The sequence below is a fragment of the Pseudonocardia abyssalis genome, assembly GCF_019263705.2.
Lineage (GTDB): Bacteria > Actinomycetota > Actinomycetes > Mycobacteriales > Pseudonocardiaceae > Pseudonocardia > Pseudonocardia abyssalis.
Genome location: NZ_JADQDK010000001.1, coordinates 95,339 through 114,613, shown reverse-complemented (window position 1 = coordinate 114,613; position 19,275 = coordinate 95,339). Strand labels below are relative to the sequence as shown.

Below are 19,275 nucleotides of genomic sequence, written 5' to 3'. Positions count from 1 at the left end.
GGGGTCAGGGCAGGACGGGGTCGCCGCGGTCCGCCCGGCGGCGGCGCCAGACGGCCAGCGGGAGCGTACCGAGCAGGCCCATGGCGAGCGGCGTACCGGCGCCGTTGAAGACGCCCATGCCGACGGCCTGCGTCTGGGGGTCGATCGCGTCGATCCAGCCGAAGCGGCCGAACGGCAGGACGATCAGCCGCGCCTGGCCGATGACGTTCTCCACCGGCACCGCCCCGTGCCCGTTGGCCCGGGAGTCCGACGAGTTGTTGCGGCTGTCGCCCATCATCCAGAGCTGGCCCTCGGGCACCGTGACCGGGTCGAACCGCTGCTCACGCGCCGGTCCGGCCTCGGGAAGGAAGTAGACATAGGGCTCGTCGAGGGGGTCGCCGTCGACGATGAGTCGGTCGCGGCTGTCGCAGCACTGCACGGTCTGCCCGCCCACCGCGATGACGCGCTTGACGAAGTCCTTCTCGTCCGGAGGCGCGAGCCCGATCAGCGACCCGAACTGCTGCAAGCCGTTGACCAGTGCGTTGTCCGACTGCGGCGCCGAGAACTCGGTGTTGATCCAGCCGTCGGGACCGCGGAAGACCACGACGTCGCCGGGGGCGGGATCGGTGAACCGGTAGGTGACCTTGTCGACGAGCACCCGGTCGTTGTTGCAGCCGGTGCAGCCGTGCAACGTGGTCTCCATCGACCCGGACGGGATCACGTAGACCTTCGCGAGGAACGTCTGGATCGTGAACGTGAGCACCAGCGCGACGACGATCAGCAGCGGCAGCTCACGCCAGAAGTTCTCCCGGCGCCGACGGCCGGGCCGGACCTTCTTGCCCCCGCGTGCGGCGGCCGCCTGGGCCTTGTACTCGGCGGCGGGGCGGGAGGTGGGCGACGCCCCGGCCCGGCGGCGGTGTCGGCCGGGGAACTCGGTGGCGGCGGCGGGCGGGGCTTCGGGCTGGTCGTCGGAGAGGGCCTCGTCGACGTCGGGGGCCTCGACGGCGGACGCGAGGTCGTCGTGCACCACGGTGGGCTCGTCGTCGGCGGGGGTGCGCTGCGGCCGGGTCGGCGGCCGGGTGCCGCGGACGGGCGGGGGCACGGCGCCGTAGCGACCGCCCCGCGGGCCCTCTGCGGGGCCGGACCCGTTGCGGCCGGCGGCCCCGTCGCCCGGGGCGGTGCGCCCCGAGCCGTTCGCCGGGCCCGGGCGGTCGCCGTTGACGGCACCGCCGCGACGGGCGCCGTCGGCCGGGGCGGCTCCGCGCGGTGAGCCGTTCACCGGCGGGTGTCCGACGACGGGCGCGACACGGTTCGCAGCCCTGTTCGCCGGCCCAGCCCCGTTCGCCGGGGCCGCCCCGCCGGCTCGGCGCGACCCGTTCGCCGGGGACGACCCGTTCGCGGGAGGAGCGCCGTTCACGCGACCGTTCGAGCGACGCGGCGGCGGGCCCACGACGGGCATCCGACGCACGGGCGGCGTGCCGTTGACGGGCCGCGGAAGGTCCTCGTCGTCGGCCGGGCCCTGCGTGGCCGGCTGCCCCCCGGGCGGCGTGCGCACCGCGTGCCGCGACCCGGGCGGACCGGCCGGCGAGAAGCGCTGCGGTCGGGCCCGCCGGTCGTCGGGGAGCTCGGGTAGGGCCACGACCACGAGGCTACGGCAACGGGTCCGGGTCGGTCAGGACGCGGACGTCGTCTCGCGCTTCTCCTTGATCTTCGCGGCCTTGCCGCGCAGGTCACGGAGGTAGTAGAGCTTCGCGCGGCGCACGTCGCCCCGGGTGAAGATCTCGATCTTGTCGAGGTTCGGGGAGTGCACCGGGAAGGTGCGCTCGACGCCGACCCCGAACGAGACCTTGCGGACCGTGAAGGTCTCGCGGGCGCCCGCGCCGTGGCGGCGGATGACGACACCCTGGAAGATCTGCACCCGGGAGCGCGTGCCCTCGATGACCTTCACGTGCACCTTGAGCGTGTCGCCCGGCCGGAAGGCGGGGATGTCGGAGCGCAGCATCTGTGCGTCCAGTGCGTCCAGGGTGTTCATCGCGAAGATCCGTCCTCGGTTCGAATAGCAGTCATGCGAAGCGCGCATCGGGGCGCGGGCAGGCGCCTGCGGGGCGCGGCAGCTCGGCTCCATAGTGCCAGACGCGTCCCGGCGGGCCGAATTCACCCGTCCAGACCGGCCAGGAACGCCCGGTCCGCGCGGTCGAGGGCGTCGGCGGGCAGGTCGGCGAGCAGGTCGGGCCGACGGGCCGCGGTGCGCTCCAGCGCCCGGTCGCGTCGCCACCGGGCGATCGCGGCGTGGTTGCCGCTGCGCAGGACGTCCGGTACGTCGAGCCCGCGCCAGGACACCGGCCGCGTGTATGCCGGACCCTCCAGCAGGCCGTCGGAGAAGGAGTCCTCCTGCGCCGAGACCGGGTTGCCGAGGACACCGGGCAGCAGCCGCACGACCGCCTCGACCATCACCATGACCGCCACCTCGCCCCCGACGAGCACGTAGTCGCCGATGCTCACCTCGTCGACGGGCATGCGGTCGGCGTAGGCGTCGACGACGCGCTGGTCGATCCCCTCGTAGCGCCCGCACGCGAACACCAGCCGCTCCTCCGACGCCCAGGCCTGCGCGGTCGCCTGGGTGAACGGCCGCCCGGCCGGGGTGGGCACGACCAGCCGGGCCGGGGAGTCCACGACCGCGTCGAGCGCCTCGCCCCACACCTGCGGACGCATGACCATGCCGGGCCCGCCGCCGTACGGCGAGTCGTCGACGGCCTGGTGGACGTCGTGGGTCCAGTCGCGCAGGTCGTGCACCCCGAGGTCGACCAGACCGGCCTCGATCGCCCGCCCGAGCAGCGCCTCCCGCAGGGGGGCCAGGTACCCGGGGAAGATGGTGACGACGTCGATCCGCACGCCCGGATGCTCCCAGGCCCCGGGTGTCAGCCCGCCCGCCGCCCCCGGAGCAGTTCCTCGACGATGACGCGGGCGGAGTCCAGGCGGGCGCCACGCGCGAGCAGGATCGCCTGCGCCGCGCCGTCGGAACGCAGGAGGCCGAGCAGCACGTGCTCGCAGCCGATGTAGTTGTGCCTGCTTCTCAGCGCCTCGCGCAGCGCGAGCTCCAGCGCCTTCTTCGCGTCGCGGTCGAACGGGATGTGCCCGGAGAACCAGCGCCTTCCCCTCGAGCGCGGTCGGTCGAGCGCCCCGGGCCCGAACGCGTCCTCGACCTGGCGGCGCACCTCGTCGAGGTCGATCCCCAGCGTCGAGAGCGCCTCCGCGTCGGCCGGGCCGAGCCCGCCGCGCAGCGCGTCGACGTCCGAGCGCACGTCCTGCGCGTCGACGGAGTGCGCCTCCAGCACGGTCAGCGCGAGGTTGCCGGGCACGCCGTACAGCGCTGCCAGCAGGTGCTCGGACCGGATGCTGTCGGCCCGCCGCTCGCGCGCCTCCTCCTGCGCCAGCACGACGACCTGCCGGGCCTTCTCGGTGAACCTCTCGAACATCGTCGAACCCCTCTCAGAACCCGAACCGGCGGTACTTCTTGTGGACGGCCTGGCGGCTCACCCGCAGGACCTCGGCGATCTGCTGCCAGGACCAGCCCTGGTCCCGCGCGTTGCCCACCTGCAGCTCCTCCAGCGACTCCAGCAGCCCCCGCAGGGAGGCCACCGCAGCCAGACCGACGGACGGGTCCCTACTGGAGGCCGCCGCCGCGACCTTCGTGGCATCACTCATGGCCGTCAACCTACGTTGACAGATTGCGCGATGTCAACCCACGTTGACACTGTCGTTCAGGCCGTGGGCGGCGTCCGGATCCGGCTGTCCGCCCCGAGCGCCGCGGACGGACCTCGCCACCCGCACCGGCACCGACACCCGGTACCTGACGGAGTGGCTGCGCGGGCAGGCCGCGAGCGGGTACCCCACCTACGACGCGGAGGCCGACACATTCTCGATGACGCCGGAGCAGGCGTTCGCGTTCTCCGACCCGAACGGTCCGGTGCACCTGCCCGGCGCGTTCGTCCTCGCGCTCGGGGCCCGGCGCGCGGAGCCCCGGATCGCCGAGGCGTTCCGCACCGGGGAGGGGGTGGGCTGGCACGAGCAGCACGAGGACGTGTTCACCGGCTGCGAGCTGTTCTTCCGGCCCGGCTACCTGATGAACCTGGTCCCGAGCTGGATCCCGGCGCTGGACGGCGTCGAGGACAAGCTGCGGGCCGGCGCCCGGGTCGCCGACATCGGCTGCGGGCTCGGGGCGTCGACGGCGCTGCTGGCTGCGGCGTACCCGAACTCGCGGTTCAGCGGCTCGGACTACCACGCCGGGTCCGTCGAGCCGGCGCGCAAGCGGGCGGCCGAGGCCGGGGTGGCGGCCCGGGTATCGTTCGAGGTCGCGTCGGCGCAGGACTTCACCGGCACCGGTGACGACCTCGCCGCCACCTTCGACTGCCTGCACGACATGGGCGACCCGCTGGGCGCCGCCCGCCACGTGCGCGGGGCGCTGGCCGACGACGGCACGTGGCTGATCGTCGAGCCCGTCGCCGCCGACGCCGTGGCCGACAACCTGAACCCGGTGGGCCGGGTGTACTACTCGGCGTCCACGCTGCTGTGCGTGCCGAACGCGAAGTCGCAGGCCGGGGGGTACGCCCTCGGTGCGCAGGCGGGCGAGTCGGCGATCCGCGACGTGGTGACCGAGGCCGGGTTCACGCGGTTCCGGCGGGCCGCGGAGTCGCCGTTCAACCTGGTCTACGAGGCCCGGCCGTGAGGCCCGCGCCTACTCGGCGTCGAGCAGGCCATCGGGCGGGGTGAGCAGCACGCGGCCGCCGTCGAGGTCGACGGTGGGCACGATGGCGTGCACGAACGGCACGAGCACGTCGGGGCCGCCGCCCGCGCGGGTGAGCACCAGCAGGTCACCCGCCGGGCCGTGCAGGACCTCGCGGACGGTGCCGACGACCGTGCCGTCCTCCAGCTCGGCCGCGAGGCCCTCGAGCTGGTGGTCGTGGAACTCCTCGGGGTCCTCGGGGGGCGTCAGCTCGGAGGTGCGCACGAGCAGGCGGGTGCCGCGCAGCGGTTCGGCTGCGGTGCGGTCGGGGGTCTCGACGAAGCGGACGAGCAGCTTCCCGGAGTGCCAACGGATGGACTCGACGGTCAGCGTGGCGTCCGGCGCCCCGGCCCGGCGCCCGAGCAGTGCGGCCCCGGGGGCGAAGCGCTCGTCGGGCGAATCGGTGCGGACCTCCACGCCGAGTTCGCCGCGGAGGCCGTGCGCCCGCACCACGACGCCGACGAGCAGCTCTCCTGCTCGTCCGCGGACGGGTGCGGGCACGATCGTGCTACCGACGACTCAGCGGTCGGTGTCGACGACGTCGACGCGGACGCCTCGACCGCCGATGCCACCGACGACGGTGCGCAGCGCGGTGGCCGTGCGGCCACCGCGGCCGATGACCTTGCCCAGGTCCTCCGGGTGGACCCGCACCTCGAGGGTGCGGCCGCGGCGGCTGGTGACGAGGTCGACCTGCACCTCGTCCGGGTGATCGACGATCCCCCGGACGAGGTGCTCGAGCGCGTCGGCCAGGACGGTCACGACTCGGTGGCGGGCTTCTCGGCGGGAGCCTCGGCAGCGGCCTCGTCGGCCTTGGGAGCCTCGGCGGCGGCGTCGTCGGCCTTCGGGCGGCGGTCGGCCTTCTTCTTGGCCGTGGTGGCCTCGGTGGTGGGCTCCTCGCTCGCGGCGGCGAGAGCGGCGTTGAAGCGCGCGAGCTTGTCGACCTTCTCCGGCTGCGGCTTGAGCGTGCCCTCGGCGCCCGGCAGGCCCTTGAACTTCTGCCAGTCGCCGGTGATCTTCAGCAGGTGCTCGACGGGCTCGGTGGGCTGTGCGCCCACGCCGAGCCAGTACTGCGCACGCTCGGAGTCGACCTCGATGAGGCTCGGGTCGTTCTTCGGGTGGTACTTGCCGATGGTCTCGATGGCCCGGCCGCTGCGGCGGTTGCGGGCATCGGCGACGACGATGCGGTAGTACGGCTGACGGATCTTGCCCAGACGCATCAGCTTGATCTTGACGGCCACGCTCTTGACTGCTCCCTGAATCGGTCTTACGGCGATGAGGCCGCGCTGCTCGCGTGGGGTTACGGGCTGCACGTCGCTCGAACGTTGTGTGGCCGCGGCTGGTAGAGGGCCGGCCGCGGGGCCGACACGCCATTGTGCCAGACGCTCTACAGGACGGGGAACGCACCGGTCAGCATGAGGTAGAGCCCGATGCCCGGGATCAGGTTGTTGATCTGGTGCGCGATCACCGGTGCGAGCAGCCCGTCGCTGTAGACCCTGGCCAGCCCGAGCGGTAGGGCAACCACGAGCAGCAGCAGCGCACGCGGCCACTCGAAGTGCGCGAGCGCGAAGATGACGGTGGTGACGCCGAACGCGAGCCAACGGTTCGCCCCCAGCCTCGTCAGGCCGCCCCAGAGCAGCCCGCGGTAGAGGATCTCCTCGCACAGCGGCGCGATCAGCACCACGATCGCGACGATGAGCAGCGCGACGCCCGGACCGGCCGTGACGCCGCCGAAGATGTCGCCGACGGCCGACGAGGCGTCCTCCCCCACCAGCGACACGTAGACCAGCGACGCCGGGATCGTCAGGAACAGCCCGCCGAGGCCGAACGCGAACCCGAGGCCGACGTCGCGGGCGGTGGGGCGCAGCTGCAGGTCGACGACCGGGCCGTTGCCGCGGATCCGGGTGACGAGCAGGCCGACGAGGGCCGCGGCCACGGTCGGGACCCCCAGTGCGGCGGCGAGCGCACCCGCTCCGACCGGGTCCTGCCCGACGAGCACCAGCCCCATCAGCGCCGACACGGCCAGGAACACGGCCTCCGCGACGAGGTAGGCGCCGAGGCCCCAGCGGTGCGTCGGCGGCGGCTCCGGGACGGGCACCACGGGCTCCATGGCCAGGGTGCCGGGGGCCAGGGTGCCGGGGGCCGGGGTGCCGGGGGCCACGTGACCCGGCCACGGCGCGAGCCCCGCGGGGAGGGTGCCGGGCGGGGGTGCGTGTGTCGGGGGTGCGTGTGTCGGGGCAGCGGGTGTCGGGGCAGCGGGTGTCGGGGCAGCGGGCATGCGAACAGCGGGCGTGGGGGCCGCGAGCGTCGCGACCGGGATGCGGTCGGTGGCCTCCGCGGAGCCGTGCCCCGGCAGGCGAGGGTCGAGGCCGGGCGGGATGCGCAGGGCCGGGTCGGTGACCTCGGCCGAGCCCTCCGGGGCGACCGAGGCGGCGAGGACCGGGGCCGGGACGGCCGGGGCGGCGAGGTCCAGGGCTGCGGGCGACGCCGGGAGGCGCTCGGGCGCCGAGGTGGGGATCCCCATCGGCGGCGTGGCCGTCTCCGACGGGACCGGCGCGTCGAACCAGGCGTTGGACGGCACCTCCGCCCCGGTGACGGCCGGGACACCGGTGCGGTCGCGCCGCCACAGCACCCACCCGCCGACGACGGCCGCGGCCACCGCCAGCACCGCGCCGACGATCATCCACGGGCTACGGCCCGTCCCGGCGCCCCAGCGGGGCCGCCCACCCCTGCTGACTCCGGCAGATCGCACGATCCTGACGTTACCGGGGCGGCTGTGGGGCCCGGGTACGCGGCGGTCAGGCCGCGACGACCCGGCCGCGCAGCATGATCAGGGCGGGGCTGTCGAGCGCGGCGAGGTCGGTGCGGGGGTCGGTGCGGTAGACGACCAGGTCGGCGGGCACGCCGGGGTGCGGGGCGGGGCGGCCGAGCCAGTGCCGCGCGTTCCAGCTGGCGGCGCCGAGCGGGTCGGTGTGCCCCGCCGCGGCGAGCGCGCGGACCTCGTCGGCGATGCGGCCGTGGGCGATGCCGCCGCCCGCGTCGGTGCCCGCGAACACCGGGACCCCCGCCTCGACCGCCCTCCGGACGACGTCGTGCGCCCCGGCGTGCAGCTGCCGCATGTGCGCGGCGTACGTCGGGTACTTCGTCGCCGAGTCGGCGATCCCCGGGAACGTCTCGACGTTGATCAGCGTGGGCACCAGCGCGGTGCCGCGGGCCGCCATCTCCGCGATGAGGTCGTCGGTGAGCCCGGTGCCGTGCTCGATGCAGTCGATGCCCGCGCCGATCAGCCCGGGCAGGGCGTCGGTGCCGAACACGTGCGCGGTGACGCGGGCGCCCGCGGCGTGGGCGGCGGCGATCGCGTCGCGCAGCACGTCGTCGGGCCACAGCGGTGCGAGGTCGCCCTCGCCGCGGTCGATCCAGTCGCCGACCAGCTTGACCCAGCCGTCGCCCGCCGCCGCCTGCTCCGCCACCAGCTCGGGCAGCAGGGCGGGGTCGTCGGCGTCGATCGCGAGGCCCGGGATGTAGCGCTTGGGCCGGGCCAGGTGCCGACCGGCGCGGATGATCTCCGGGAGGTCCTCGCGGGCCCGCAGCGCCGAGGTGTCGACGGGCGAGCCGCAGTCGCGCAGCAGCAGCGCACCGGCGTCGCGGTCGCGGCGGGCCTGGGCGTCGGCCTCCTCCAGGTCGACCGGGCCGTCCGGGCCGAGGCCGACGTGGCAGTGCGCGTCGACCAGGCCGGGGACGATCCACCCGCCGTCGACGAGCGTCTCGGCGCCCGCGATGGGCTCCTGGACCAGGATCCCGTCGCCGTCGACGAACAGCTCGACGGTCTCCTCGCCCGGCAGCAGGACCCCCCGCAGGCGGTACACCTACTTGCCCTTCGGGAAGCGCAGCTTGCTCGGGTCGAAGCCCGCGGGCAGCTGGTCGAGACCGGGGGGCAGCTGCTGGAGCGTGGGCGGCAGCCCGGACAGGTCGGGCATCCCGCCGCCGGCGCGCGAGGGCGTCGGGCGGCCCTTGCCCTTCTTGTTCTTGCGCTTGCTGGCCAGCTTCTTGGTGGCGCTGCGCTGCCCGCCGCCGAAGCCGAACTGCCCGGCCATCTGCTTCATCATCTTGCGGGCCTCGAAGAAGCGGTTGACGAGGTCGTTGACGTCGCCGACCGACACGCCGGACCCGTTCGCGATGCGCAGCCGCCGCGACCCGTTGATGATCTTCGGATCGGCCCGCTCCCCCGGCGTCATGCCGCGGATGATGGCCTGCAGCTTGTCGAGGTGGCGGTCGTCGACCTGCGCCAGCGCGTCCTTCATCTGCCCCGAGTTGGCGCCGGGGAGCATGCCCAGGATGTTGCCGATCGGCCCCATCTTGCGGATGGCCATCATCTGCTCGAGGAAGTCCTCCAGCGACAGCTCGCCGCTGGCGATCTTCGCCGCGGCCTTCTCCGACTGCTCCTGGTCGAAGGCGCCCTCGGCCTGCTCGATGAGGGTGAGCAGGTCGCCCATGCCGAGGATGCGGCTGGCCATCCGGTCGGGGTGGAAGACGTCGAAGTTCTCGAGCTTCTCGCCGTCGGAGGCGAACAGGATCGGCTGCCCGGTGACCTCGCGGACGCTCAGCGCCGCACCACCGCGGGCGTCGCCGTCGAGCTTGGTGAGCACCACACCGGTGAACCCGACGCCGTCGCGGAACGCCTCGGCCGTGGCCACCGCGTCCTGACCGATCATCGCATCGACGACGAACAGCACCTCGTCGGGCGCGGTGGCCGTGCGGATGTCGGCGGCCTGGCGCATCAGCTCCTCGTCGACGCCGAGGCGGCCCGCGGTGTCGACGATGACGACGTCGAACATCTTCTCGCGGGCGTGCGCGATGCCGCGGCGGGCGACGTCGACGGGATCGCCCACCCCGTTGCCGGGCTCGGGCGCGAACGTCGTGGCGCCCGCCCGCTCGCCGACGATCTGCAGCTGGTTGACGGCGTTGGGGCGCTGCAGGTCGCACGCCACCAGCAGCGGCGCGTGCCCCTGGCTCTTCAGCCAGAACGCGAGCTTGCCCGCCAGCGTCGTCTTGCCGGAGCCCTGCAGGCCGGCGAGCATGATCACGGTCGGCGGTTCCTTGGAGAACCGCAGCCGGCGGGTCTCGCCGCCGAGCACCCCGACGAGCTCCTCGTTGACGATCTTGACGACCTGCTGGGCCGGGTTCAGCGCACCCGAGACCTCGGCGCCCTTGGCCCGCTCCTTGGTGCGCGCGACGAACCCGCGTACCACGGGCAGCGCGACGTCGGCCTCCAGCAGCGCGATGCGGATCTCGCGCGCGGTGGCGTCGATGTCGGCCTCGGAGAGACGGCCCTTGCCACGGAGGTTCGCGAGGGTGCCGGAGAGGCGCTCGGAGAGGGTGTCGAACACCCGGACAAGACTACTTGTGCGGGCGCAGGGCCCGCAGGGCGCGGTTGCGAGTGCCGCCGAGCCTCGTACGAGGCTCGCGCCGACCGGGGGCCCGCCTCAGCGCGGTCGTGCCCGCCTCGGCGGTGCACCCGCATCGAGCACGACACGTCTCGGCGGGCACGTCCCGTGCACCAGCCGGAGGCCTCCCGCGGCCGCCGTGCGGTCGAGGATCCGGACCTTCGTCCACCCCCCGGCCGGGCCGTCGCGCAGGGCGGCCGTGGTGGACGCGGCCCGTGCCGCGTGCGCGGAGAAGGAGCCGTGCGACACCACCCGGCCACGGGTCCGCTGCCCGCGACGGGCGTCGGCGGCGTCGACGTGCAGCCACAGCAGGTGGGCCGCGCGCCCGGTCAGGGCCGCGAGACGGGCGAGCACCGCGCGGGAGGTCGGGTCGGTGGCCGGCAGGTGGACGACGACGACGGCCACCGCCGAGCAGGCCGCCCGCAGCACGGCGAGGCGGTGCAGCAGGTGCACCAGCCAGCGGTAGTACCGGTACCGGACGCCCGGGAGGAGCCGACGCATCGCGGCCCGCTGGGTATCGGAGTCGAGGACGGCGACCTGCGGGTCCCGCGGCAGTGACGCGAGGAGGGTGGACTTCCCGGCCCCGGGCATGCCCGCCACCAGCACCAGAGCCCGCCCCGGCAGTACGACCCGCACACCCGGTCCCCCGTTCACGAGGGCAGAACGCGCGGTACGGGCGGTTCGTTCCACCGATCCGCCGCGGGATCCGTGACCATCACCGGTGGGATCGACACCATCGGGCTCCGGCGCTCCGGGACCCCGATCCCGTCGATCTCCCGCGCGGAACCGCTGCGTCGGACGGTCAGATCGCGTCTCCCCCGCGCTCCCCGGTCCGGACGCGGACGATCTGCTCGACCCGGGTCGTCCACACCTTGCCGTCGCCGATCTTCCCGGTCCGGGCCGCGGCGACGACCGAGTCGACCACCTTGTCCGCCACCTCGTCGTCCACGACGACCTCGATCCGGACCTTCGGCACGAAGTCGACGTTGTACTCCGCCCCCCGGTACACCTCGGTGTGCCCCTTCTGCCGGCCGTGGCCCTGCACCTCGGACACGGTCATCCCGAGCACCCCGAGCCGCTCGAGCGCGGTCTTGACGTCGCCGAGCGCGAACGGCTTGACGATGGCGGTCACCAGGATCATGGGGTCGTCCCTTCGTTGAGGCGTGCGCCCTCGTGGAGTCGGGCGGTGGTGCTCAGCGGCATGAAGTCGTAGGCGGACTCGGCGTGCTCCGCCTCGTCGATGCCCTCGGCCTCGACCTCGGCGTCCACGCGGAACCCGATCGTCGCCCGGATCAGCCGGGCCAGCAGGTACGACACGGTGAACGCGAACGCCATCGCGGCGAGCACCGCCACCGCCTGCTTGCCGAGCTGGGCGAACCCGCCGCCGTAGAACAGACCGTCGGCACCTGCGTCGTTGACGGCGGAGGTGGCGACGAACCCGAGCATCAGCATGCCGACGATCCCACCGACGCCGTGGATGGCGACCACGTCGAGCGAGTCGTCGTAGCCGAGCCGGTACTTGAGCCGGATCGCGAGCTGGCAGACCACGCCGGCGAGCAGGCCGATCGCGAGCGCGCCGAAGGTGTCGACGTAGCCGCAGGCCGGGGTGATCCCGACGAGCCCGGCGATCGCCGCGGACGCCGCCCCGAGGCTGGTCGGGCGCCCGTCGAGGCGGTGCTCCAGCGCCAGCCAGGACAGCACCGCGGCCGCCGAGGCGGTCAGCGTCGTGACGAACGCGTTCCCGGCGACGGCGCCCGCGGCCAGCGCGGAACCGGCGTTGAAGCCGAACCAGCCGAACCACAGCAGGCCCGCGCCGAGCAGCACCGACGGGAGGTTGTGCGGGCGCATCGGCTGCTGCGGCCAGCCGCGGCGGCGCCCCAGCACGATCGCCAGAGCCAGCGCCGACGCCCCGGAGTTGATCTCGACCGCGGTGCCGCCCGCGAAGTCCAGCGCGCCCAGCGTGTTGGCCATCCAGCCGCCCGCATCGGCGACGTACCCGTCGAAGGCGAAGATCCAGTGCGCGAGCGGGACGTAGACGAACACGGTCCACAGCGCGATGAACAGCGCGAACGGCCAGAACCTCGCGCGGTCGGCGACGGCGCCCGACAGCAGCGCCGCGGTGATCACCGCGAACATCAGCTGGAACATCGCGAACACCTGCAGCGGGATGCCGGTGTCGCCGCCGACGACCGTGGTGACGTCGCGCAGGCCGGCGTGGTCGAGGTTGCCGATCAGCCCGGCGGTGGAGTCGCCGAAGGCGAGCGAGAACCCGCCGAGGACCCACACGAGCCCGACGACGCCCAGGCACACGACGCTCATCATCATCATGTTGAGCACGCTCTTCGCGCGGACCATGCCCCCGTAGAACAGCGCCAGGCCCGGCGTCATGAGCATGACCAGCGCCGCGCACCCCAGGACGTACGCCGTGTTACCGACCTGCACGCCCGACAACTCCGTCACGGCGGTGATCGTCAGCGCCGGGTGTTGCCGCCATGTTTCCGGCAGGTGTCGTCGGGGTTGCCGAGGTCGCGTTCACCCGACCGCCGCGATCACCGCCTGCTCGATGCGCCGACGGTCGGCGGTGCGGATCGCGCCGTCGCCGTTCGGACCGGCCAGCGAGAAGGAGTCGACGACCGACGACCCGAGAGTCGCGACGCGCGCCCAGCGCAGCTCGGCGTCGCAGCCTTCCAGCGCGGCGGCGACGCGGTGCAGCAGCCCGATGCGGTCGGTGCCGCGGAGCTCCAGCACGACCGCACCGGTGGCCTCGTCGTCGAACCACAGGACCCGGGGCGGGGCCGGGGGCTCCGAGGAGTTCGTCGGGGCGTAGTCGCGCTCCTTGCGGGCCAGTGCGTCGGCCAGGACCAGCGTGCCGTCGACGACCCGTCCGAGGTCGGTGCGCAGCAGCGCCGGGTCGGGCAGCCCGCCGAAGCGCGGCGAGACCGTGAACCGGAAGACCGCGACCTCGCCGGTGGTCGACAGCTCCGCGGCGTGCACCTCCAGCGAGTGCAGCGCGAGCACCCCCGCGGCGGCCGACAGCGACCCCCGCGCCGCGGGCACCGCCACCACGACGGTCGCCGGGGTGTCCTCGTCGGCGAACCGCACCTGCGGGCGTTGGTCGGCCAGGACGGCCGCGGCCATCTCCTGGTCGGAGTCGTCGGGCGGGGCCGGTAGCGGCTCGCCGGCCATCAGCGCGCGGCAGCGCCGGGCGAGGTCTCCGATCAGCGTCTTCTTCCACGGGCTCCACACGCCGGGGCCGGTGGCGAGCGAGTCGGCCTCGGCGAGCGCGGTGAGCAGGTCCAGGAGCAGCCCGCCGGTGCCGGGGGCGCCGTCGTCCACGGCGTCGACGAGCGTCTCGACGACCCGCGTCACGGTGGCCGGGTCGTCGAGGTCGCGGCGGGTGGCGGTGTGCGGGAGCAGCAGGTGGTGACGGACCATCGCCCCGAGCACGACGACGTCGGGCTCGGCGAACCCGAGCCGGCGACCGACCTGAACGGCCAGGGACTCCCCCACCACCGAGTGGTCGCCGCCGCGACCCTTGCCGATGTCGTGCAACAGCGTGCCGACCAGCAGCAGGTCGGGCCGGGCGACGCGCGTCGTCAGCCGGGCCACCTGCGCGCAGGCCTCCACGAGGTGCCGGTCGACGGTCCACACGTGCGCCCGGTCGCGCGGCGGCAGGTCGCGCACCGCGCCCCACTCGGGGAACAGCCGCCCCCACAGACCGGTGCGGTCGAGCGCCTCCACGACGTCGACGAGCGGACGGCCCGTGCCCAGCAGCGACAGGAGCTCGCCGAGCGCGTCCCGGGGCCAGGGTTCGCGCAGCTCGGGGGCGGTGTCGGCCAGTCGGTGCAGCGTGCCCGCCGCGACCGGCAGCCCGGTGCGGGCCGCGGTGGCGGCGACGCGCAGGACCAGTGCGGGGTCGCGCGACGCAGCGGCGTCGCGGGCCAGCGCGACCTCCCCCGCGTGCTCGACGACTCCGGAGTCGAGCGGGCGGCGCACCGGGTTGCGGCGCAGCGCCGCGAGACCGCGCTTGGGCAGCGCCCCCTTCGCCGAGCGCAGGCTGGTCTCCGCGGAGAACGCCACCGCCCGGGCGGCCCCGGACAGGGCGCGGGCCAGCTCGAAGCGGTCGCCCAGCTCCAGCACGGCGGCGACCTCGTCGGCGTCCTGGGCGCGCAGGACGTCGCGGGCGCGACCGGCGAGCCGGTGCAGCTCCGTGCGGACGTCGAGCAGCAGGCGCTGGGCCTCCAGCACGTCACCGCCGGGGCGGTCGACGAGCTGGGCCGCGGCGAGCGCGTCGATCAGCTGGACGTCGCGCAGGCCGCCGTGGCCGTTCTTCAGGTCGGGCTCCACGCGGTGCGCGACGTCGCCGATCTTGCGCCAGCGACCCTGGGCCCCCTCGACGATCTCGTCGAAGCGGCTGCGGACGCCCGCGCGCCACGCCTGCCGCACCGACGCCCGGACCGAGTCGGAGAGGGCGGTGTCGCCCGCGATGTGCCGGATCTCCAGCAGCCCGAACGCGGCGCGCAGATCGGTGGCCGCCACCTGGACGGCCTGGCCCGGGGTGCGCACGGAGTGGTCGAGCCCGATCCCCGCGTCCCACAGCGGGTACCAGAGCTGGTCGGCGATGCGGTCGATGTCCTTGCGGCCGTCGTGCAGGAGCACCAGGTCGAGGTCCGACCACGGCGCGAGCTCGCGACGGCCCAGCGCCCCGACCGCGACGAGCGACGCCCGGTCGCTGAGCCCGATCGCGGCGCAGCGCGAAGAGAGCCAGAAGTCGTGGAGGTCGACGAGCGCGGTACGCAGCGCCTCCGGGGACAGACGTCTCTTGGCGTCGCCGGTCTGCAGCAGGACGGCCTTGGCCCGCACCAGGTCCTGGGCGTCTCCGGCGGACGACACGGTGATGGCGTCGCTCACAGCGCGTCGGCGCCCCGTTCACCGGTGCGGACCCGCACCACGGTCTCGACGGGCGTCACCCAGACCTTGCCGTCCCCGATCTTGCCCGTGCGCGCGGCGGACAGCACGGTCTCGATCACCTTCTCCACCACCACGTCGTCGACGACGACCTCGACGCGCACCTTCGGCACGAAGTCCACGTGGTAGTCGGCACCGCGGTAGACCTCGGTGTGGCCGCGCTGCCGGCCGTAGCCGGACACCTCGCTGACGGTCATCCCGGTGACGTCGAGGGTCTCCAGACCGGAGCGGACGTCGTCCAGGGCGAACGGCTTCACGATCGCCGTCACGAGCATCATTGCGGTTCTCCGATCGGTGACGAACCGGACATTCTCCGGGAAAGGGACCGGGCCCGCCGTACCTGCAGGAGGTACGGCGGGCCCGGGATCGAGACGGTGGGACTAGATCGCGTCGGTGCCGCGCTCGCCGGTGCGCACCCGGATCACGCTCTCGACCGGGGTCACCCAGACCTTGCCGTCACCGATCTTGCCGGTGCGGGCCGCCTCGACGACGGCGTCCACGACCTTCTCCGCGAGGGCGTCGTCGGCGACGACCTCCACGCGGACCTTGGGCACGAAGTCGACGGAGTACTCCGCACCGCGGTAGACCTCGGTGTGGCCCTTCTGCCGGCCGTAGCCCTGGACCTCGCTGACGGTCATGCCCAGGACGCCGATCTGCTCGAGCGCCCCCTTCACGTCCTCCAGCACGAACGGCTTGACGATCGCCGTGACCAGCTTCATCTCAGACCTCCTGACCGGCGGTGGCCGGCTCGTGGTCGCGTGCCGACTGCGTCGACGCGCCCGCGGCGGGCCGCAGGTTGCCGCCGCCCCGCAGGGTGGAGAAGTCGTAACCCGACTCCGCGTGCTCGGTCTCGTCGATGCCGGTGGCCTCGTCCTCGTCGGAGACGCGCAGGCCGATCGTGAACTTCAGCGCGAAGGCGATGATCGCGGTGACGATGCCCGAGTAGGCCAGCACCGCGAAGGCACCGACGGCCTGGCGCCACAGCTGGTCGGCGCCGCCGCCGTAGAAGAGCCCGTCGACACCGGCCGGCGAGTCGGCGGTGGCGAAGAAGCCGATCAGCAGGGTGCCGGCGAGACCACCGACGAGGTGGACGCCGACGACGTCGAGCGAGTCGTCGAAGCCGAAGCGGAACTTCAGGCCGACCGCCAGTGCGCACAGGACGCTGGCGATGGCGCCGACCGCGATGGCGCCCAGCGGCGACACCGAGGAACAGGCCGGGGTGATCGCGACCAGACCCGCGACGACACCGGACGCGGCACCGAGGCTGGTCGGGTGACCGTCGCGGAAGCGCTCCACGAGCAGCCAGGCGATCATCGCGGCCGCGGTGGCGACGATGGTGTTGAGGAACGCGAAGCCGGCGATGGCATTCGAGCCGACGGCGGAACCGGCGTTGAAGCCGAACCAGCCGAACCACAGGAGCGCGGCACCGAGCATGACCAGTGTGAGGTTGTGCGGCCGCATGGGCTCGCGCGGCCAGCCGCGGCGCTTGCCGACGACGATGGCGAGCACCAGGGCGGCGATACCGGCGTTGATGTGGACCGCGGTACCACCGGCGAAGTCGATCGCGGCCAGGTCGTTGGCGATCCAGCCGCCCGCACCCGCGGTGACGTCGTCGAAGTTGAAGACCCAGTGCGCGACCGGGAAGTAGACGATCGAGACCCAGATGCCGGCGAAGACCAGCCAGGAGCCGAACTTCATGCGGTCGGCGACCGCACCGGAGATCAGAGCCACGGTGATGATCGCGAACGTGGCCTGGAAGCCGACGAACACCAGCGAGGGGATCGTGCCGACCAGCGGGACGGCCACCTCGGTGCCGGCCTCGGCGTCAGCGAGGTACGTGCCGGCCGTCAGGCCCTGCAGCCCGGCGAACTGCAGCGGGTCGGCGACGATGCCGGCGTCGCCGACGCTCGTGCCGAACGTCATCGAATAGCCGTACAGCACCCACAGGACACCGACCAGGCCCATCGAGGCGAAGCTCATCATCATCATGTTCAGCACGCTCTTGCTGCGCACCATGCCGCCGTAGAACAGCGCGAGTCCCGGTGTCATGAGCAACACCAGGGCCGTCGCTGTCAACATCCAGGCGGTATCGCCGGTATCGGGCACTCCAGGCACGTCGACTCCTTCCCGTCTGCGCCGCGCTCCGTCCGGTATGGACGGACTCCGCGGCTGGTGCGGGAACTATCGAATCGCCGTGTTTCCGGCGTCCTCCACCGGTGTTTCGGCCAAGTGAACGAGGCCCCCCGCGGAGTTACATCCGCATGACACGTCAGGTCAGAAGGGCATCGACGTACGCAGCGGGCTCGAACGGGGCGAGATCGTCGGCGCCCTCGCCGAGGCCGACGAGCTTCACCGGGACCCCCAGCTCGCGCTGCACGCGGAACACGATCCCGCCCTTGGCCGTACCGTCGAGCTTGGTCAGGACGATGCCCGTGACCTTGACGACGTCGCTGAACACGCGGGCCTGCGTGAGCCCGTTCTGACCGGTCGTCGCGTCGAGGACGAGCAGGACCTCGTCGACCTCGGCCTGGCGGGTGACGACCCGCTTGATCTTGTCCAGCTCGTCCATCAGACCGGTCTTGGTGTGCAGGCGGCCCGCGGTGTCGAGCAGCACGACGTCGGCGCTCTCGGCGGCGCCCTGCTTGACGGCGTCGAACGCGACGCTCGCCGGGTCGGCCCCCTCGGCCCCGCGCACGACCGTGGCCCCGGCGCGCTCGCCCCAGGTGACGAGCTGCTCGGCGGCGGCGGCGCGGAACGTGTCGGCCGCACCGAGCACCACCCGGTGCCCGCCCGCGACCAGCACCCGCGCCAGCTTGCCGGTGGTGGTGGTCTTGCCCGTGCCGTTGACGCCGACGACGAGCAGCACGGCGGGGCGGCCGTCGTGCGGCAGCGCCCGGACGGAGCGGTCGAGCTCGGGACGCAGGGCCTCGGTGAGGACGTCCTTGAGCAGCTGCCGTGCCTGCTCGGCTGTGCGGACGCCGCGGGCGGCGAGCTCGGTGCGCAGGGTGTCGACGAGCTCGGCGGTGGTCTCGGGCCCGAGGTCGGCCTGCAGGAGCGTCGCCTCGACGTCCTCCCACGACTCCTCGTCCAGCTCCCCCGCACCCAGCAGGCCGAGTAGACCCTGCCCGAACCCGGAGCGGGATCGGGCGAGGCGGCCGCGCAGGCGCTCCAGCCGGCCGCCGGGTGGGGCGATGTCGTCGATGGGGACGGGTGCGGTCGGGGACGAGCCGTTCGGGGACGGTGTGGTCGGCGCGGCGGTCGTGGGGGCCGGGGTCGTGGGGGCCGGGGCCGTCGGGGGCTCGGGGGCGGTCGGGGGCTCGGGGGCGGTCGGGGGCTCGGCCGGAGCCGGAGCCGACGGGACCGGGGACGGCTCGGCCGGAGCGGGGGTGGTCGGCGCGCTGGCGGGCGCGGACCGCGCCGGCTGAGTCGGCGGGGGTGTGGTCGGTTCCGGCGCGGTCGGTTCCGGCGCGGTCGGTTCCGGCGCGGTCGGTGCCGGCGCGGTCGGTGCCGGCGCGGTCGGTGCCGGCGCGGTCGGTTCCGGCGCGGTCGGTTCCGGCGCGGTCGGTTCCGGCGCGGTCGGTTCCGGCGCGGTCGGTGCGGGCGTGGTCGGCGGGGCAGGGTCGGCCGGCTCCGCCGTGGTCGGCGTGGCGGCGGCCGAGTCGGCTCGGGTCGCGGTGCCGGTACCGGAGTCGGTGCCCGTCTCACCGGCGGCGGCCGGTGCGTCGGTCGCGGTGCGGCCGTCGGCGGCCGGGGGCGCGGTGGTCGACCGTGGTGTGGCGTCCGGGAGGGTCGCGTCGCCGTGCAGCGGGCGCTTCGGCGGGGCATCGGTCGGCGGCGCGGTGGGCGGCTCGGGGGTCGCGGCCCCGGTGCCGGGGGCGAAGGAGAAGCCGCCACCGGCCTGGTAGGTGCCACCACGGCGCGGCGGGGCGGCCGTGTCGTCGCGCTGCTCCAGCTCCTCGGCCTGCCGCAGGCTGATCCGCCGACGGCTGCGGAGCACCAGCCCCGCGACGACGGCGACGAGCACGACGGCCACCACGACCGCGATGACGATCCACAAGGTCTCCGGGGTCACCGGACCACCCTGTCATGCTCCCGCATCCACCG

General features: G+C 74.0%; 20 protein-coding genes. 1 reads left to right on the top strand and 19 read right to left on the bottom strand.

The features are described from left to right. Positions 1 to 4: 4 nt before the first annotated feature. From lepB to I4I81_RS00490, 5 genes are all read right to left on the bottom strand, one after another. Positions 5 to 1,258: a signal peptidase I gene (gene lepB, locus I4I81_RS31505; protein ID WP_372478329.1), complete on the bottom strand. Its 1,254-nt coding sequence runs from the start codon at positions 1,256 to 1,258 to the stop codon at positions 5 to 7. A 393-nt stretch (positions 1,259 to 1,651) separates the two neighbouring features. Further along, entirely contained in the window at positions 1,652 to 2,011 is a 360-nt protein-coding gene (rplS, locus tag I4I81_RS00510; protein WP_218605440.1) for a 50S ribosomal protein L19, read from the bottom strand. Positions 2,012 to 2,133: 122 nt separating this feature from the next. Beyond that, positions 2,134 to 2,871, bottom strand: a complete 738-nt coding sequence (gene trmD, locus I4I81_RS00505) for a tRNA (guanosine(37)-N1)-methyltransferase TrmD (RefSeq protein WP_218605439.1) — start codon at positions 2,869 to 2,871, stop codon at positions 2,134 to 2,136. 26 nt (positions 2,872 to 2,897) lie between these two features. Next, on the bottom strand, positions 2,898 to 3,455 hold the full coding sequence (locus I4I81_RS31500; protein WP_218605438.1) for a Clp protease N-terminal domain-containing protein: 558 nt from the start codon (positions 3,453 to 3,455) through the stop codon (positions 2,898 to 2,900). Between the two features lie 13 nt (positions 3,456 to 3,468). Further along, positions 3,469 to 3,684: a helix-turn-helix domain-containing protein gene (locus I4I81_RS00490; protein WP_218605437.1), complete on the bottom strand. Its 216-nt coding sequence runs from the start codon at positions 3,682 to 3,684 to the stop codon at positions 3,469 to 3,471. Positions 3,685 to 3,727: 43 nt separating this feature from the next. Here I4I81_RS00490 and I4I81_RS00485 point away from each other — a divergent pair, with 43 nt between their 5' ends. Continuing rightward, positions 3,728 to 4,705 carry a class I SAM-dependent methyltransferase gene (locus I4I81_RS00485; protein WP_225924444.1) on the top strand — a complete coding sequence of 326 codons (978 nt, stop codon included), beginning with the start codon at positions 3,728 to 3,730 and terminating at the stop codon, positions 4,703 to 4,705. 9 nt (positions 4,706 to 4,714) lie between these two features. Here I4I81_RS00485 and rimM read toward each other — a convergent pair whose 3' ends face one another. The 14 genes from rimM to ftsY all read right to left on the bottom strand — a co-directional run bounded on the left by rimM (position 4,715) and on the right by ftsY (position 19,243). Then, positions 4,715 to 5,263, bottom strand: a complete 549-nt coding sequence (gene rimM, locus I4I81_RS00480) for a ribosome maturation factor RimM (protein ID WP_218605436.1) — start codon at positions 5,261 to 5,263, stop codon at positions 4,715 to 4,717. Positions 5,264 to 5,281: 18 nt separating this feature from the next. Further along, positions 5,282 to 5,521 carry an RNA-binding protein gene (locus tag I4I81_RS00475; RefSeq protein ID WP_141279615.1) on the bottom strand — a complete coding sequence of 80 codons (240 nt, stop codon included), beginning with the start codon at positions 5,519 to 5,521 and terminating at the stop codon, positions 5,282 to 5,284. Further along, positions 5,518 to 6,000 carry a 30S ribosomal protein S16 gene (gene rpsP, locus I4I81_RS00470; RefSeq protein WP_218605435.1) on the bottom strand — a complete coding sequence of 161 codons (483 nt, stop codon included), beginning with the start codon at positions 5,998 to 6,000 and terminating at the stop codon, positions 5,518 to 5,520. The genes I4I81_RS00475 and rpsP overlap by 4 nt, the downstream gene beginning before the upstream one ends. A 146-nt stretch (positions 6,001 to 6,146) precedes the next feature. Next, a complete protein-coding gene (locus tag I4I81_RS00465; protein ID WP_218615709.1) occupies positions 6,147 to 7,511 on the bottom strand; it encodes a CPBP family intramembrane glutamic endopeptidase in 1,365 nt (454 codons plus the stop codon). 46 nt (positions 7,512 to 7,557) lie between these two features. Beyond that, complete coding sequence (locus I4I81_RS00460) at positions 7,558 to 8,625, bottom strand: amidohydrolase family protein (protein WP_218615708.1); 1,068 nt, start codon at positions 8,623 to 8,625, stop codon at positions 7,558 to 7,560. Next, positions 8,626 to 10,146 (bottom strand): signal recognition particle protein, encoded by a 1,521-nt coding sequence (gene ffh / locus I4I81_RS00455; RefSeq protein ID WP_218604024.1) that lies wholly within the window; start codon positions 10,144 to 10,146, stop codon positions 8,626 to 8,628. Positions 10,147 to 10,242: 96 nt separating this feature from the next. Beyond that, positions 10,243 to 10,839 (bottom strand): AAA family ATPase, encoded by a 597-nt coding sequence (locus tag I4I81_RS00450; protein WP_218604023.1) that lies wholly within the window; start codon positions 10,837 to 10,839, stop codon positions 10,243 to 10,245. Positions 10,840 to 11,005: 166 nt separating this feature from the next. After that, positions 11,006 to 11,344, bottom strand: coding sequence for a P-II family nitrogen regulator (locus I4I81_RS00445; RefSeq protein ID WP_218604022.1), 339 nt, complete (start codon positions 11,342 to 11,344; stop codon positions 11,006 to 11,008). Next, positions 11,341 to 12,663, bottom strand: a complete 1,323-nt coding sequence (locus I4I81_RS00440; RefSeq protein ID WP_226363665.1) for an ammonium transporter — start codon at positions 12,661 to 12,663, stop codon at positions 11,341 to 11,343. Before I4I81_RS00440 ends, I4I81_RS00445 begins: the two co-directional genes overlap by 4 nt. Before the next feature lie 72 nt (positions 12,664 to 12,735). Beyond that, the gene (locus tag I4I81_RS00435) at positions 12,736 to 15,114 is read right to left on the bottom strand and encodes a [protein-PII] uridylyltransferase (protein ID WP_226363664.1); all 2,379 of its coding nucleotides are present in this window, start codon (positions 15,112 to 15,114) and stop codon (positions 12,736 to 12,738) included. Further along, the gene (locus I4I81_RS00430; RefSeq protein WP_218604021.1) at positions 15,111 to 15,449 is read right to left on the bottom strand and encodes a P-II family nitrogen regulator; all 339 of its coding nucleotides are present in this window, start codon (positions 15,447 to 15,449) and stop codon (positions 15,111 to 15,113) included. Before I4I81_RS00430 ends, I4I81_RS00435 begins: the two co-directional genes overlap by 4 nt. Positions 15,450 to 15,551: 102 nt before the next feature. After that, the gene (locus I4I81_RS00425) at positions 15,552 to 15,890 is read right to left on the bottom strand and encodes a P-II family nitrogen regulator (RefSeq protein WP_185719205.1); all 339 of its coding nucleotides are present in this window, start codon (positions 15,888 to 15,890) and stop codon (positions 15,552 to 15,554) included. A 1-nt stretch (position 15,891) separates the two neighbouring features. Continuing rightward, complete coding sequence (locus tag I4I81_RS00420; protein WP_218604020.1) at positions 15,892 to 17,250, bottom strand: ammonium transporter; 1,359 nt, start codon at positions 17,248 to 17,250, stop codon at positions 15,892 to 15,894. Between the two features lie 190 nt (positions 17,251 to 17,440). After that, the gene (gene ftsY, locus I4I81_RS00415; protein ID WP_226363663.1) at positions 17,441 to 19,243 is read right to left on the bottom strand and encodes a signal recognition particle-docking protein FtsY; all 1,803 of its coding nucleotides are present in this window, start codon (positions 19,241 to 19,243) and stop codon (positions 17,441 to 17,443) included. Positions 19,244 to 19,275: the final 32 nt, after the last annotated feature.